At 58.2% G+C, this 15,010-nt stretch carries 12 protein-coding genes and 1 tRNA gene; 9 read left to right on the forward strand and 4 right to left on the reverse strand.

Annotated features, from left to right (window positions below; all coding sequences use genetic code 11):
• Positions 1-130: 130 nt before the first annotated feature.
• Positions 131-217 (reverse strand) — tRNA-Leu (locus THS5294_RS09420).
• A 178-nt stretch (positions 218-395) separates the two neighbouring features.
• On the opposite strand from THS5294_RS09420, the gene THS5294_RS09425 reads away from it, so the two are divergent.
• Entirely contained in the window at positions 396-1,385 is a 990-nt protein-coding gene (locus THS5294_RS09425; protein ID WP_058123593.1) for a complex I NDUFA9 subunit family protein, read from the forward strand.
• Here the strand turns inward: THS5294_RS09425 and THS5294_RS09430 are convergent.
• A complete protein-coding gene (locus THS5294_RS09430) occupies positions 1,382-2,182 on the reverse strand; it encodes an undecaprenyl-diphosphate phosphatase (protein WP_058123555.1) in 801 nt (266 codons plus the stop codon). The genes THS5294_RS09425 and THS5294_RS09430 overlap by 4 nt on opposite strands.
• A gap of 152 nt (positions 2,183-2,334) precedes the next feature.
• On the opposite strand from THS5294_RS09430, the gene THS5294_RS09435 reads away from it, so the two are divergent.
• From THS5294_RS09435 to THS5294_RS09465, 7 genes are all read left to right on the forward strand, one after another.
• Complete coding sequence (locus THS5294_RS09435; protein ID WP_058123556.1) at positions 2,335-3,771, forward strand: NAD(P)-dependent oxidoreductase; 1,437 nt, start codon at positions 2,335-2,337, stop codon at positions 3,769-3,771.
• Between the two features lie 102 nt (positions 3,772-3,873).
• Entirely contained in the window at positions 3,874-8,412 is a 4,539-nt protein-coding gene (gene gltB, locus THS5294_RS09440) for a glutamate synthase large subunit (RefSeq protein WP_058123557.1), read from the forward strand.
• A gap of 130 nt (positions 8,413-8,542) precedes the next feature.
• A complete protein-coding gene (gene mtgA, locus THS5294_RS09445) occupies positions 8,543-9,262 on the forward strand; it encodes a monofunctional biosynthetic peptidoglycan transglycosylase (protein ID WP_058123558.1) in 720 nt (239 codons plus the stop codon).
• Positions 9,263-9,320: 58 nt separating this feature from the next.
• A complete protein-coding gene (gene fzlA / locus THS5294_RS09450) occupies positions 9,321-9,986 on the forward strand; it encodes an FtsZ-binding protein FzlA (protein WP_038005351.1) in 666 nt (221 codons plus the stop codon).
• Positions 9,967-11,022: a tRNA epoxyqueuosine(34) reductase QueG gene (gene queG / locus THS5294_RS09455; protein ID WP_058123559.1), complete on the forward strand. Its 1,056-nt coding sequence runs from the start codon at positions 9,967-9,969 to the stop codon at positions 11,020-11,022. The genes fzlA and queG overlap by 20 nt, the downstream gene beginning before the upstream one ends.
• Entirely contained in the window at positions 11,019-11,861 is an 843-nt protein-coding gene (locus THS5294_RS09460; RefSeq protein ID WP_058123560.1) for an SDR family oxidoreductase, read from the forward strand. Before queG ends, THS5294_RS09460 begins: the two co-directional genes overlap by 4 nt.
• 139 nt (positions 11,862-12,000) lie before the next feature.
• The gene (locus THS5294_RS09465) at positions 12,001-12,498 is read left to right on the forward strand and encodes a L,D-transpeptidase family protein (RefSeq protein WP_058123561.1); all 498 of its coding nucleotides are present in this window, start codon (positions 12,001-12,003) and stop codon (positions 12,496-12,498) included.
• Here the strand turns inward: THS5294_RS09465 and dalA are convergent.
• Positions 12,495-13,043, reverse strand: coding sequence for a divisome-associated lipoprotein DalA (dalA, locus tag THS5294_RS09470; RefSeq protein ID WP_058123562.1), 549 nt, complete (start codon positions 13,041-13,043; stop codon positions 12,495-12,497). The genes THS5294_RS09465 and dalA overlap by 4 nt on opposite strands.
• A 433-nt stretch (positions 13,044-13,476) precedes the next feature.
• Between dalA and THS5294_RS18440 the strand changes: the two genes are divergently transcribed.
• A complete protein-coding gene (locus tag THS5294_RS18440) occupies positions 13,477-13,653 on the forward strand; it encodes a hypothetical protein (protein ID WP_038005366.1) in 177 nt (58 codons plus the stop codon).
• Positions 13,654-14,284: 631 nt separating this feature from the next.
• Here the strand turns inward: THS5294_RS18440 and THS5294_RS09485 are convergent.
• On the reverse strand, positions 14,285-15,010 hold the full coding sequence (locus tag THS5294_RS09485; RefSeq protein ID WP_058123564.1) for a hypothetical protein: 726 nt from the start codon (positions 15,008-15,010) through the stop codon (positions 14,285-14,287).

Consider the following 15,010-nt stretch of genomic DNA (forward strand, 5'->3'; position numbering starts at 1 on the left):
GACGTGCCCATCTGTGACGCTTCAGGAGCCAATCTCGACGAAGTGGTCCTAAAAGCGGTCCCGAAACTGGTCCCAAGACCAGCCCAACCCGCTTATTCTCAACGATTTCTTGGAAATATAACCTGCGATGTGGTGCCCAGAAGAGGACTCGAACCTCCACTCCCTTGCGAGAACTGGCACCTGAAGCCAGCGCGTCTACCAATTCCGCCATCTGGGCGCAATCACATCGTGTGGGCGGAGTATGCTTGCTGAGCGGGGGTGTCAACGAGATTCGCTCAGGTTTTTTGCAAAAACCTGCTAGCCCTCCAATATGACCCGCGACCCCTTGCGCCTTGCTCGTGACTAGGGCTGCGGATATGTCCAACATGAACGACCAGAGCGAGAGTGTTATCATTATGTCCAAGCTTGTGACAATCTTCGGCGGGTCCGGCTTTGTCGGTCGCTATATCGCACAGCGTCTTGCCAAGGAGGGTTGGCGCGTGCGCGTTGCGGTCCGTCGTCCGAATGAGGCAATGTTCGTAAAGCCATATGGTGCCGTTGGGCAGGTGGAGCCGATCCTAGCGAACGTGCGGGATGACGCCTCGGTGGCGGCGGCGGTTCAGGGCGCAGATGCGGTGGTAAACTGCGTCGGGATCCTCAGTGAAGCTGGCAAGAACAAGTTTGATGCCGTCCAGCACGAAGGTGCGGAGCGCGTGGCGCGATGCGCGGCCGAGGCGGGTGCCACGACGTTTGTGCAAATCTCTGCGATTGGCGCGAATGAGCGTTCCAAGAGCGGTTATGCCGAGAGTAAGGGTAGGGGTGAGGCCGGCGTTTTGGCCCATTTCCCCAGCGCTGTAATCTTGCGACCTTCGATCATTTTCGGGACCGAAGATCAGTTCTTTAACCGCTTTGCGACGATGGCAAGGTTCCTGCCGATCCTTCCCGTTGTTGGTCCGCAGTCGAAATTCCAGCCAGTCTATGTGGATGATGTTGCTGCCGCAGCGGTCAAGGGTGTGACAGGTGCGGCCAAGCCCGGCATCTATGAATTGGGTGGCCCCGATGTTGAGACATTCAAGCAGCTGATGGAGCGGATGCTAAAGGTCGTGCGCCGCCGTGCTTTGATCCTAACCGTCCCGTTCTTTGCGGCGCGCATCATGGCTGCTGTTCTCGACTTCCTACAAATTGCCTCGCTTGGACTGTTCACCAATTCGCAGATTACGCGTGATCAGGTAAAGCAGTTGGCAAATGACAACGTTGTTTCACCCGATGCTATGTCATTCGCTGATTTGGGGATTGAGCCGACGGACATGGACGCCGTGCTTGAAACCTATCTTTGGCAGTTCCGGCCTAATGGCCAATATGCCGAAATTATGGACAGCGCCAAACAGTTGCGTGGCGACGACTAGGTATAGGCGACCGCTAGCAGGATGATGCCCAGCAGTACGCGGTAGATCACGTAGGGCGTAAAGCTGACGGATCGCAAAAGCCGCATCATCAGGCTCAGCGCCAATAGTGCGGACAAAAATGCAAAGAAGGCGGCAATGGCGCCGTCTTTTGCCGTTTGGAGGTCCGCGTCTGCCGCAACCTCAAGCCCGACAAGCGTGCCGGAAGCGATAATCGTCGGGATCGACATTAGCATTGCAATCCGTGCAGCGCCTTCACGGTCGTAACCCAATAACCGGGCGCCTGTGATGCACGCACCGGACCGAGACGTACCTGGGATGAGCGCGACGGCCTGCCACAAACCCAACATCCATGCGTGTTTGATTGTCCAGCTGCCCGCAGGCCGCGTTGCCGGGCCCTTCTGATCTGCCCAGTAGAGCACGATCCCAAAGACCAACATGGTCCAACCAATCACCGCCATCGATCGCATCGCGTCGTCTAACCCAGTCAGCTTGAGGACCAGCCCTGCAAGGATCACCGGGATCGTCGCGATGATCAGGCACATCGCCAAATTGGCCTCGGCGGTTTTTTCGGCCCGCGCAAGGTGGGTTACGCCCAAGGCGGCACGTTTCACATCCGACAAGAAATAGGTGACGACCGCAGCCAATGTGCCGACATGAACGGCGACGTCGATGGCCTGACCTTGATCCTTCAGGCCCGTTAGCTGTGGCAGCAGCACCAAGTGCCCGCTGGAGGAAACCGGCAGGAATTCGGTGATTCCCTGAATTATTGCGATCAAGAGGAGGTGAAATAGAGGCATAGGTCAGTATTACTTACTTAAAAATTAAGAATGTGAGGCGTTTTTCCGGGCGCACAGATGAAATACTTATAAATAGGTCACTAGTTCTGACTTTTCTTTGATCAACGGCTCGCATATAGCGATGCTTCAGGCAGATGTGAGGAGGCTCCCCCATGGCGACCCAGAAGATGTTGAAGTTTGTGACGCTGGATCGGGCGACTCCGGAGAAACGGGGGGCCGAGGCCCGCAAAGAAGACTTCGGTGAGATTTACCGGCAATATGCAGCCGAGCAGGCTGAGGCGCAAGCGAGCCGGTGTTCGCAGTGCGGCGTTCCCTATTGCCAAAGCCACTGCCCGCTGCACAACAACATCCCAGATTGGCTTCGCCTGACGGCTGAAAACCGGCTGGAAGAAGCGTATCGCGTGAGCCAAGCCACCAATACCTTCCCCGAAATTTGTGGCCGCATTTGCCCGCAGGACCGCCTGTGCGAAGGCAATTGCGTGATTGAGCAATCCGGCCACGGCACTGTTACTATTGGCGCTGTTGAAAAATACATCACCGACACCGCGTTCGAAGAGGGTTGGGTTGACCCCATCGCGCCCTACAAAGAGCGGCCCGAAAGCGTTGGCATCATTGGTGCGGGCCCTGGCGGGCTTGCGGCGGCAGACGTGCTACGTCGTCAAGGCGTGCAGGTCACTGTCTATGACCGGTATGACCGCGCGGGCGGCTTGCTGACCTATGGTATCCCCGGCTTTAAGCTGGAAAAGGATATCGTTCTGCGCAGAAACAAGCAGTTCGAAGAAGGCGGCGTGACGTTCAAACTGAATTGCTCTGTCGGTGAAGACATTTCCTTTGCAGAAATTCGCGCGGCTCATGATGCTGTCATCATCGCGACGGGCGTCTACAAGACGCGCGATCTTCAGGGTCCCGGTTCGGGCGCCGATGGGATTGTACGTGCGATTGACTACCTCACGGCCTCGAACCGCAAAAGCTTTGGCGATGCAGTGCCCGAGTTTGACAGTGGTGAGCTGAACGCTAAAGGCCGCAAGGTTGTTGTCATCGGCGGCGGTGACACGGCGATGGACTGTGTACGCACTGCCATCCGCCAAGGCGCCGAGAGCGTTAAGTGCCTGTACCGCCGTGACCGCGCAAACATGCCTGGCTCGCAGCGCGAAGTCGCCAATGCCGAAGAAGAAGGCGTGGAATTCGTCTGGCTCACCGCGCCCAAGGGCTTTGCCGGTGACCCTGTGAATGGTGTGATGGTGCAGAAAATGCGTCTTGGCCAGCCCGATGCCACTGGCCGTCAGGTGCCTGAGGTTATCGAAGGCGCGGACTACGTCGAAGAAGCCGACCTTGTGATCAAAGCCTTGGGCTTTGAACCCGAAGATCTGCCCGCGTTGTGGAATGAGCCAGAGCTGGAAGTGACCCGCTGGGGCACTGTCAAAGCCAACTTCCGTACCCATGAAACACCAATGGAAGGTGTCTATGCTGTGGGTGATATCGTGCGTGGTGCCAGCCTTGTGGTCTGGGCCATCCGCGACGGTCGCGAAGCTGCCGAAGCCATTTTGGAAAAACTCAACGCTGCCGGAGCATCGGTCGCTGCTGAGTAAGTGCTAAATCGCGGAGCGGCGCATATGCGCCGGACGCTCCCGCAATCCTGCTGACAATCTCGCGTGGCATAGCCGCGCTGCAACTGAAAAGGACCTCATCCTATGACCAAATATGATCAAGCCTGGGTCGCTGCTGAGGAAGCCAAACGCCAGTGGATGGAGGAAAACAGCCTCTTTCGCGATGAGCATGAGCACAGCTCCTGCGGGGTCGGCCTTGTTGTGGCCAAAGACGGCCAGCCGTCACGCAAAGTCGTGCAGGCGGGTATCAACGCGCTGAAAGCGATCTGGCACCGCGGTGCTGTCGACGCCGACGGCATGACCGGTGATGGCGCGGGTATCCACGTGCAAATCCCGGTCGAATTCTTCTACGATCAAGTGCGCCGCACAGGTCATGAGCCCGATGTCGATAAGCTGATGGCTGTAGGCCAAGTGTTCCTGCCCCGCTCTGATTTCGGTGCGCAGGAAACCTGCCGGACGATCGTTGAAACCGAAGTCCTGCGGATGGGCTACTATATCTACGGCTGGCGCCATGTGCCCGTTGATGTGACGTGCCTCGGTGAAAAAGCCAACGCTACACGCCCCGAGATTGAGCAGATCATCATCAGCAACTCGAAGGGCGTAGACGAAGAAACGTTTGAGCGTGAGCTGTACGTTATCCGCCGCCGCATCGAAAAAGCCGCGACCTCGGCGGGTGTGCGTGACCTGTACCTCGCGTCGTTCTCATGCCGGTCGATCATCTACAAAGGCATGATGCTCGCGGAACAGGTTGCGGTTTTCTATCCCGACCTCATGGATGAGCGGTTTGAAAGCGCGTTTGCGATTTATCACCAGCGGTATTCGACCAACACATTCCCACAGTGGTGGTTGGCGCAGCCCTTCCGCATGTTGGCACACAACGGTGAGATCAACACCCTTAAGGGCAACCTCAACTGGATGAAGTCGCACGAAATTCGGCTTTCGAGCCAGAACTTCGGTGAGATGGCCGAGGACATCAAACCTATCGTGCCCGGTGGGTCGTCCGACAGTGCCGCCCTTGATGCGGTGTTTGAGGTTATGGTGCGCGCGGGCCGCTCCGCACCGATGGCCAAAACCATGCTGGTGCCCGAGTCGTGGTCCCAACAGGCAGTTGAACTGCCTCAGGCTTGGGTCGACATGTACTCCTACTGCAACTCCGTGATGGAGCCATGGGATGGTCCCGCAGCATTGGCGATGACCGATGGTCGCTGGGTCTGCGCGGGCCTCGACCGTAACGGTCTGCGCCCCATGCGGTATGTCGTGACCGGTGATGGCTTGCTGATCGCGGGTTCTGAGGCGGGCATGGTGCCGATTGATGAGGCGACCGTTGTTGAAAAAGGCGCGCTTGGCCCCGGCCAGATGATCGCCGTCGACATGAAGGAAGGCCGTCTGTTCCACGACGCTGAGATGAAAGATCAGCTGGCCGCCGAACGTCCCTTTGGCGAGTGGGTCGAGAAGATCACTGACCTGCAAGAGCTGACCGGTGGCGTGTCCGAGACCGCACTGCACACAGGTGGTGACCTGCGCAAGCGTCAGGTGGCTGCTGGGTATTCCATTGAGGAATTGGAGCAGATCCTTGCCCCGATGGCCGAAGATGGCAAAGAAACGCTAGCCTCCATGGGCGATGATACGCCCTCGGCTGTGCTTTCTTCGCAGTACCGTCCGCTGAGCCACTTCTTCCGCCAGAACTTTAGCCAGGTCACGAACCCTCCGATCGACAGCTTGCGCGAATTCCGCGTCATGAGCCTGAAGACCCGGTTCGGGAACCTGAAAAACGTGTTGGATGAGGACAGCTCTCAGACCAATATTCTGGTGCTAGACAGCCCGTTTGTCGGCAACGCTCAGTTTGATGCGATGCTGAACCAATTCGGCGATAGCGTTGTCACGATTGACTGTACGTTCCCTGCGGATGCCGGGAAAGGCGCGCTGCGTAAGGCTTTGGATCAAATCCGCGAAGAAGCCGAGGACGCTGTGCGGTCTGGCGGTGCACATATCGTGCTGACGGATCAATTGCAGTCCGAGGGCAAAGTCGCGATGCCGATGATCCTCGCGACCAGTGCTGTGCACAGCTGGCTGACGCGCAAAGGTCTGCGGACCTTCTGCTCGATCAACGTACGCTCGGCTGAGTGTATCGACCCGCACTACTTTGCGGTTCTGATCGGCTGCGGTGCGACAACTGTGAACGCCTACCTGGCCCAAGACAGCCTTGCGGATCGCATCGACCGCGGCCTGCTGGATTGCACGCTGACCGAAGCTGTCGCGCGCTACCGTAACGCGATTGACCAAGGCCTGCTCAAGATCATGGCCAAGATGGGGATCTCGGTTATTTCCAGCTATCGCGGTGGTCTGAACTTTGAGGCCGTCGGCCTGAGCCGTGCCATGGTTGCCGAATACTTCCCCGGTATGCTGAGCCGGATTTCCGGCATCGGCGTGTCCGGTGTGCAGGGCAAGGTCGAAGAAGTTCACACCAAGGGTTGGCGTGGGGGGGCCGACGTTTTGCCCATCGGTGGCTTCTACAAAGCCCGTCGTTCCGGCGAAAAGCACGCGTGGGAAGCGCAGACGATGCACATGCTGCAGTCGGCTTGTAACCGCTCCAGCTATGAGATGTGGAAGCAATATTCCAAGGCGATGCAAAGCAATCCGCCGATCCACCTACGCGATCTGTTGGCGATCAAGCCGATGGGCACGTCCGTGCCGATCGAAGAGGTGGAATCGATCACCTCGATCCGCAAACGGTTCGTGACACCGGGCATGTCGCTGGGCGCGCTGTCGCCCGAGGCGCACAAACTGCTCAACGTCGCGATGAACCGGATCGGTGCGAAATCTGACAGCGGTGAAGGTGGTGAAGATCCTGCACACTTTGTGCCGGAGCCAAATGGCGACAACCCCTCCGCCAAGATCAAACAGGTGGCATCCGGGCGCTTTGGCGTAACGGCTGAGTATCTGAACCAATGTGAAGAGCTGGAGATCAAGGTCGCACAAGGCGCGAAACCCGGTGAGGGTGGCCAGCTTCCGGGCATGAAGGTTACCGACCTGATCGCGCGGCTACGGCACTCGACCAAGGGTGTGACGCTGATTTCGCCTCCGCCGCACCACGACATCTATTCGATCGAAGACCTTGCCCAGCTGATCTACGACCTCAAGCAGATCAACCCGCGCTGTAAGGTGACGGTCAAGCTGGTGGCGTCGTCCGGCGTTGGAACGATTGCGGCTGGTGTGGCCAAGGCCAAGGCTGACGTGATCTTGATTTCGGGTCACAATGGTGGCACCGGTGCATCGCCCGCGACCTCGATCAAATATGCGGGTCTGCCGTGGGAAATGGGCCTGACCGAAGCGCACCAAGTGCTCGCGATGAACAAACTGCGTGAGCGCGTGACCCTGCGGACCGATGGTGGCCTGCGGACCGGGCGCGACATCGTCATGGCTGCGATGATGGGTGCCGAAGAATACGGCATCGGTACCGCCGCTCTGATCGCGATGGGCTGCATTATGGTTCGCCAGTGTCAGTCCAACACCTGCCCTGTGGGCGTATGTACACAGGACGAAGCCCTGCGTGCCAAGTTCACCGGGACCGCGGACAAGGTCGTGAACCTGATCACGTTCTATGCACAAGAAGTGCGGGAAATCTTGGCCGAAATCGGCGCGCGCTCACTCGATGAGGTGATCGGGCGTGCGGATCTGCTGACACAGGTTTCGCGTGGCTCGGCACATCTGGATGATCTGGATCTGAACCCGATGTTGATCACCGTAGATGGCGCGGCGGACATTCAATATGACCGTCACAAGCCACGCAACGCCGTGCCCGACACGCTGGACGCGCAGATTGTGAACGATGCGCATCGCTTCCTCGAAGATGGGGAAAAGATGCAGCTGTCCTATGCGGTGCAAAACACGCTGCGGACCATCGGCACGCGCACATCCAGCCACATCGTGCGGAACTTCGGCATGCGCAACGCGCTTCAGCCGGATCACCTGACGGTCAAGCTGGAAGGCTCCGCAGGTCAGTCGCTGGGTGCGTTTGCGGCACCGGGTCTCAAGCTAGAGGTGTCGGGCGACGCGAACGACTACGTCGGCAAGGGCCTTTCGGGCGGTATCATCGTGGTACGCCCACCGATGAGTTCGCCGCTCAAAGCGGATGAGAACACCATCATTGGCAACACGGTCCTTTATGGTGCAACGGACGGTTACCTGTTTGCAGCTGGTCGCGCGGGCGAGCGTTTTGCGGTGCGGAACTCTGGTGCGTCGGTCGTGATCGAAGGCTGCGGCTCCAATGGTTGTGAATACATGACCGGCGGTGTTGCGGTGATCCTCGGCTCGATCGGGGCGAACTTTGGCGCCGGGATGACCGGCGGCATGGCCTATCTGTACGATCCCGAAGGCAAAGCACCTGCGCTGATGAACATGGAAACGCTGGTGACCTGTCCTGTGACCGTTGATCATTGGGAGCAGCAGTTGCGCGGCATGGTCCAACGCCACGCGGAGGAAACAGGCTCGCGTAAAGCGGCTGAGATTTTGCAGCACTGGGACCTTGAGAAAGGGAACTTTGTGCAGATCTGCCCCAAAGAGATGCTGGGCCGTCTGGCAGCCCCCTTGGGGATCGAAGACACCGCGGTGCCCGCCGAATAAGCGACCTGCACTTTGAAAATCAAAGACCGCGCCCCTCAAACGGCGCGGTCTTTTGCATATGGGCAACAGCCCGCTGTAGTCGGGCGCAATCTGCTCGCTCAGCCCGAGGGGCATGGGTATATTGGCCGCTATGGCAAAAGCGAAACGTAAGACACCGTCAAAATCCAAGGCAGCACCGCGCAAACGTCGGCTGACGGTGCATGGCCTGCGTCGTTGGTCCCTACGCGGGCTAGTTGCGGCAGTTGTTTTGCCGGTTCTCTATGTAATGGCGCTGGCCTTCGTGAACCCGCCGATTACCCCCTACATCTGGTCCGAACGCGCGCGCCTTGGTGAGGTGCGTTGGGATTGGGTCAACTTAGAGGACATGCCACCCCACGTAGCGCAGTCTTTCGTTGCCGCTGAGGATGCGAATTTCTGCCTGCATTGGGGCTTTGATATGGGCGCGATTCGCCTCGCCCTAGAGGAAGGCGCGAACCGCGGTGCCTCAACCATCAGCCAACAGGTCGTTAAGAACGTGTTTTTGTGGCAGGGTCGGTCGTGGCCCCGAAAGGCGCTTGAGGCCGTGTTGACCCCGGTCATGGAGGCGACTTGGTCCAAGCGGCGTATTATCGAAGTTTATCTGAACGTGGCCGAACTGGATGAGGGTGTGTTTGGTGTTGGGGCTGCGGGGCCGTGGTATTTCGGGGTTGAGGCCAGGGCGTTGTCAGCAGCACAAGCGGCGCGGTTGGCTGCTGTCCTACCGGCGCCCAAGGTGCGTTCCGCCAAAGAAGCCTCTGCGCGCAGCCGTTCTATCGCCGATGGAGCTGCCACGATCCGGGCGGATGGCCGCGCAGCCTGTTTCGAGAGTTGAATCCCGCCTCCCAAGCGGGCAGAAACGTGGGGAACAACACGCGCGGCGTCCCTTTCCCATGATTCAACTCTATCAATTTGCCCTCTCCCCGTTTTGCCGCAAGGTGCGGCTTGTGCTCGCGGAAAAGAAGCTGGATGTGCAGCTGGTCGATGAGAAATATTGGGAAGATAACCAAGACTTCAAGCGCCGCAACCCGGCAGGCAAGGTCCCTGTTCTGCGGATGGATGGTTTGACGCTGTGCGAAAGCCAAGCGATTTGCGAGTACATCGAAGAAACCCATCCAGAGCCCGCCCTGATACCCAACAACCCCGCCGCCCGCGCCGAGGTTCGGCGGATCGTTTCGTGGTTTGACGATAAATTCCACCACGAGGTGACCTCAAAGCTGGTTTATGAGCGGGTGAACAAAAAACTCACCCGTTCCGGATACCCTGATGGGCGTAACGTCAAAGAAGGCTCTAAGGCGATCAAGTTCCACCTCGATTACATGGGCTGGTTGCTGGACCAACGCCGCTGGCTCGCAGGGAGCGAGCTGACCATGGCGGATTTCGCGGCTGCTGCGCATTTGTCCTGTCTCGACTATATCTCGGACGTTGATTGGGACCGGAACCGTCAAGTGCGCGAATGGTACGCCAAGATCAAATCCCGGCCCGCCTTCCGTTCCATTCTGGCCGATCAAGTCTCAGGCTTTCCACCGCCGCGTCACTATGCGGACCTCGACTTCTGATCCTAGCCCCGCGGAATTGCGGGCGCGTCTGGAGGCTGAGGCGCGGGATGCAGGGTTTGCCTCGATGGGGATATGCGCGCCGGATGCGGTGCCCGAACTGCCCGCGCGGCTAAAGGCATTCGTGGATGCAAACCGCCACGGACAGATGGCTTGGATGGCTGAGCGGATGGCGTGGCGCGGCAATCCCAGCGCGCTGTGGCCTGAGGCGCGATCAGTCATCATGCTGGCCGAACCTTATACGCCCGACAGCGACCCGCTAGACGATATCACCCACCGCGAAAACGGCGTCATCAGCGTATATGCCCGCAATAGAGACTATCATGACCTCGTGAAAAAGCGGCTGAAGCGCGTTGCGCGGTGGCTTGTGGCGGCGGCAGAATGCGAAGTGAAGGTGTTTGTGGACACAGCCCCGGTTATGGAAAAGCCGTTGGCCCAGGCAGCGGGCTTGGGCTGGCAGGGCAAACATACCAATCTGTTGTCCCGCAAGCTGGGGAACTGGTTTTTTCTCGGCGCAGTATTCACAACAGCAGATCTGCCCAAAGACACACCAGAGGCAGAGCATTGCGGCAATTGCCGCGCGTGTCTGGATATCTGCCCCACCCAGGCCTTTCCCGCACCGTTTCAACTGGATGCACGGCGGTGCATTTCCTACCTGACGATTGAACACAAAGGCCCGGTGGATGAGAACCTGCGCCCAGCTTTGGGCAATCGAATTTACGGCTGCGATGATTGTCTTGCGGTGTGTCCGTGGAACAAGTTCGCGGTTGAGGCGACCGAGTTGCGCTATCACGCGCGCGATGATCTGCGTCAGCCCGCGTTGGCGGAACTGGCGGCTTTGGATGACGCAGGGTTTCGCGCGCGGTTTTCGGGCAGTCCGATCAAGCGGATCGGTCGTGACCGATTTGTGCGCAATGTGCTTTATGCCATCGGCAACTCGGCGCAGCCTGATCTGCGGCCCGTAGCGCAAAGCTTATGCGAAGATAATGATCCAACGGTGGCCGATGCCGCACGCTGGGCGGAGGAACGATTGAGATGATCCTGTTAAGTTTTGGCCACGGCTATTCGGCGCGCGCGCTTACGAAACTCTTGCTGCCGCAGGGCTGGCGAGTGATCGGCACAACCCGCACGTCCGAAAAGGCAGAAGTCCTGCGCAGCGAGGGTGTAGAGCCTGTCCTGTGGGGCGAGGATCTGAGCGGCGCTATTGCCGAGGCGACGCATATCCTGACCTCGGCCGGACCAAACGCGGATGGGGACCCGGTGCTGGAAACCTATGGCGCAGCGCTTGCGCCGCACCTTGGGGACAAGGAATGGGTCGGCTATCTGTCAACCACGGGCGTGTACGGTGATCATGGTGGCGGCTGGGTGGATGAGGAAACACCACTCTCGCCCTCAACCCGCAGAGGGCAAATGCGTGTGGAAGCAGAGGCAGCATGGCAGGCGCTGTGTCCGGCGGTGAACCTTTTCCGGCTTGCTGGGATTTATGGGCCGGGTCGTGGGCCGTTTGAAAAGGTTCGGCGCGGCACTGCGCGGCGGATCATCAAGGAGGGGCAAGTGTTTTCCCGCATCCATGTTGAGGACATTGCCCAAGTGCTAGAGGCGAGCATTCGCCGGCCTAACCCCGGCGCGATCTACAACATGTGCGACAATGACCCCGCGCCGCCCCAAGACGTGATTGGCTATGCCGCGGAGTTGTTGGGAGTTCCCCTACCGGAGGCTGTGGACTTTGAGGTGGCTGAGATGACCCCGATGGCGCGCAGCTTTTATGCCGAGAGCAAAAAGGTCAGCAATACGCGTATCCTAAAGGAGCTGGGCGTGACACTGCGCTATCCGGATTACCGCACGGGCCTAGAGGCGTTGTTGGCTGCGGGCGAGTAAATCTGTTCGCGCCCTTTCGCCGGGAAATGCGTGCCTAGAATTGTAATTCAGATTGTTGTGATCGGGTCGCGTTTTGATTCACAAATCGGATAAATGCGCCTATCACAGGCAAAAATAGCCGTTCCGAGGCAGAGCATACATGGCGATCTCAAGACGACTCCTTCTGGCGATGCTTCCGGCGGCTCTTGCGGGCTGTGTGGGTGGCGCAACGACCCGCTATTCTGGCCCCACCGTGACCAAGGTTGAGGTGCATAAAGGCCGGCGCAAAATGTATCTACTGAGCGGTCGGGATGTTCTGCGCGCCTACGACATTCAGCTGGGGTTTACCGCTGCGGGGCCGAAACAGTTTGAGGGTGACGGCAAAACCCCCGAGGGCCGGTTTATCATCGACCGGCGCAATCCGAACTCGGCTTTTTACCTATCACTCGGGATCAACTATCCCCGACCACACGAGGTGGCTTTTGCTCAATCGCAGGGGCGCGATCCGGGTGGTGATATCTTTATCCACGGTTGGGGCAATAAACGGCGCCCGCGATCGGCCGATTGGACGGCTGGGTGTATCGCCGTGACCAATGCCGAAATGCGTGAGATTTATATGATGGTCCAAGATGGGACCATCATAGACATCGTGGCCTAGCTTGCGGGCGCGTCGGGGATTTCGCTGCTGCCGCCAAATCCTGTGTTAAGCACCCACCAGATTTTGCCGTTCGGCTCTTGGAAAAACGCAAAACCCAATTGGCGCGCATCGGGGTCTAGGATCACGGCCCGCGGCCCTTCTTCCTGCATCCACGCCGCAACTGTCTCTAGCTCAGATTCGTAGGTTTCCGACAGGGTTTCGCCCAAAACGGTGCCGGTATAGCCGACGCTACGTGCCCGATCGATTGGGGATGAGCCATCAGATCCAAAGTGCCAAGGTCGGTTTTGGATTGAGATATCGCGGGCATGGGTTGCTGCCGCCGCAGTCAGGACCGGGTTCAGTTCTAATGCGGGCACACCGGCACCTTGGCGCAGCGCGTTTACGGCATCAAGAACGCGAAATGGAATGCGTCGCGCATCGCTTTCGGTGATGCGGTATAGCCTTGGCAGTGGCTTCCCGTCCGGGCCCAAAGCCGATGGCGCGGGAGGTGTACAGGCGGTCAGAGCGGTCGCGGCCAAGAGCGCTAGGGCGTGGCGTCGGTTCATTATACTTGTCCAGGTTGGGCCCGAATTTGGGCGCATGTCATGGCTTGGATATCTCTGAGCAGTATGCAAATCAAATGTGCAGATGCAATTTGACGTCAGCCGCACTGCATTGACCAACGAGTGCGGCTTTGGGGTCATAGAACCCGGCAGATCTTAGGGTTTTGGGCGAGATTCGGGCAATAATACGCCCATTTAGCCGGATATTATGCACTTTGGGGCAATTGCTGTGTCATATTCGCCATGCTCTTTGACGTGCGTTCCACAGGGTGTTGCCATTTTAATCGCAGTCTGATTTTGGTTAAGAGACCTTTGTTTTCGGGCCGTTGAATATGGCAGGCATTGCTGCCTACACCGGGGCACGAGGTACAGTCTTGGGTGCCATAAGGGCCGGCAATCATGCACGGTCCGTGGCGTATCTTGAAGGAAAAACGGTATGAAAAAAATCGCTCTCGCAGCTGCATTCGCTACTCTTGCCACCGGCGCTTTTGCTGGCAACATGGTAGAGCCCACAATGGAACCAGAAGTCATCGTCGAGGACACATCCTCGTCCGCTGGTGGTATCCTGGTGCCCCTACTGGCTCTGGTACTGATCGCAGCTGCCGCTTCCTAAGCGAAGCCATGCTAACGAAAGAAGGCGTCCCTCAGGGGGCGCCTTTTTCGTTTTGTGGACCACTTAGCAAAGGGCGCAACAAAGCCAGAGGATGTGCCCGCAGTGAGAGACGCGTTGAAACGTAGCCCTCTACGGCCTCTTCGCCGAGTGTCATCTGAGGTAGCTGCGCTTGTGGTTCCTGCAGGACTTCCCCGTCGATATCCTGCGAAAAAAGCGGCAATGGTTGCTTTTTTGTAGGGTTTTTGCCTCCCGCAATGCGGCGCGGCGGCTAAGCCCAAGACCTGAAAACGCATCGCAATCCATTACAACAGGTGTCGAAAAGCCTTCCTGTCTGCAATCGCACTCGCAGCAACTGTTACATTTTGGTTATGGGTCCTGAGCTAAAAATCAGGATCTCAGCTGCCAATCTCATCGTGCCTCGGGCAAGAGCCTGATATCTCTGACGGGCTGTGTGTGGCAGGAGTATCAACCTAACCCATTGTGAGAAATAATATAATACAGATAAAAGCGCCGCACTCACCCAGGCACCCCCGACCCAACATCTTCGAAGGTTCGGCAAAAGGCACTCCATCTGCGCCTGAATTAATCAGTAGAGACTCCTCAAAATAGCCCCAAATGCCTAAAGTCACCCCTAAGCGATTGAGACATAAATATTAGACTGAAAACGCGGCGCGGCAGAGCCAGGATCAGCCAGAGATACAAAATCGGGCCCTGGCGCGGGCAGAACCGGGATCAGCGTTTGGGGACCGAAAGGCCCCGGGATTTGCAACGCAAATCGATACGGTGCGCGCGCCCGTGCAGGCAGTGCCCGGGTCGAACACAGCACCGTCACCTGGCGACCATCTGGCAAAGTGGTAGACGGCAACGCCGCAAATTCGACGACCCCGTCTGGATCGTAAACTTCGCTCACTTCGGCCCCCTCGCCCACAATGTGATACGCCCAATGGGCCAATATCGGCATGAACCGCAGCTCGACCACGCGCGCGACCTCATTCAAAGCCACGCGCAATTGCGCCAACACCAACGCGCCTTTCGGATCGCGGGGCAAAGTTGGCGGTGAATTAGTGTCTAACACTGGGAAATCATCATCAATTAAAGCCTCGATGATCGGCACCCGCTGCCATTGTGCACCTTGCGTAACGGTCAATAAATCGGACCGCTTCGCCACTAAATCTAAGGTGATTTCCTCCGGAAAATCATCCCGATCCGTCAAGATATGCCACCCCCGATCCGAAGCACGGATCACCAACCCACTCGCCATGAAAAGCCCTGCGTCGTCCGGCACAACCGTCACAGGAATAGGTTCTGGATCGTAATATCCGTGCCGAAGCACGAGCCGCAAAACCTCTTGAAACAT

This window comes from Thalassobacter stenotrophicus, from assembly GCF_001458315.1.
Taxonomy (GTDB): Bacteria; Pseudomonadota; Alphaproteobacteria; order Rhodobacterales; family Rhodobacteraceae; genus Thalassobacter; species Thalassobacter stenotrophicus.

Excerpts from the sequence above, each read along its gene's own strand:
- THS5294_RS09425 (WP_058123593.1), top strand. The coding sequence starts at position 396 with ATGTCCAAGCTTGTGACAATCTTCGGCGGGTCCGGCTTTGTCGGTCGC.
- THS5294_RS09430 (WP_058123555.1), bottom strand. The coding sequence starts at position 2,182 with ATGCCTCTATTTCACCTCCTCTTGATCGCAATAATTCAGGGAATCACC.
- THS5294_RS09435 (WP_058123556.1), top strand. The coding sequence starts at position 2,335 with ATGGCGACCCAGAAGATGTTGAAGTTTGTGACGCTGGATCGGGCGACT.
- gltB (WP_058123557.1), top strand. The coding sequence starts at position 3,874 with ATGACCAAATATGATCAAGCCTGGGTCGCTGCTGAGGAAGCCAAACGC.
- mtgA (WP_058123558.1), top strand. The coding sequence starts at position 8,543 with ATGGCAAAAGCGAAACGTAAGACACCGTCAAAATCCAAGGCAGCACCG.
- fzlA (WP_038005351.1), top strand. The coding sequence starts at position 9,321 with ATGATTCAACTCTATCAATTTGCCCTCTCCCCGTTTTGCCGCAAGGTG.
- queG (WP_058123559.1), top strand. The coding sequence starts at position 9,967 with ATGCGGACCTCGACTTCTGATCCTAGCCCCGCGGAATTGCGGGCGCGT.
- THS5294_RS09460 (WP_058123560.1), top strand. The coding sequence starts at position 11,019 with ATGATCCTGTTAAGTTTTGGCCACGGCTATTCGGCGCGCGCGCTTACG.
- THS5294_RS09465 (WP_058123561.1), top strand. The coding sequence starts at position 12,001 with ATGGCGATCTCAAGACGACTCCTTCTGGCGATGCTTCCGGCGGCTCTT.
- dalA (WP_058123562.1), bottom strand. The coding sequence starts at position 13,043 with ATGAACCGACGCCACGCCCTAGCGCTCTTGGCCGCGACCGCTCTGACC.
- THS5294_RS18440 (WP_038005366.1), top strand. The coding sequence starts at position 13,477 with ATGAAAAAAATCGCTCTCGCAGCTGCATTCGCTACTCTTGCCACCGGC.
- THS5294_RS09485 (WP_058123564.1), bottom strand. The coding sequence starts at position 15,010 with ATGTTTCAAGAGGTTTTGCGGCTCGTGCTTCGGCACGGATATTACGAT.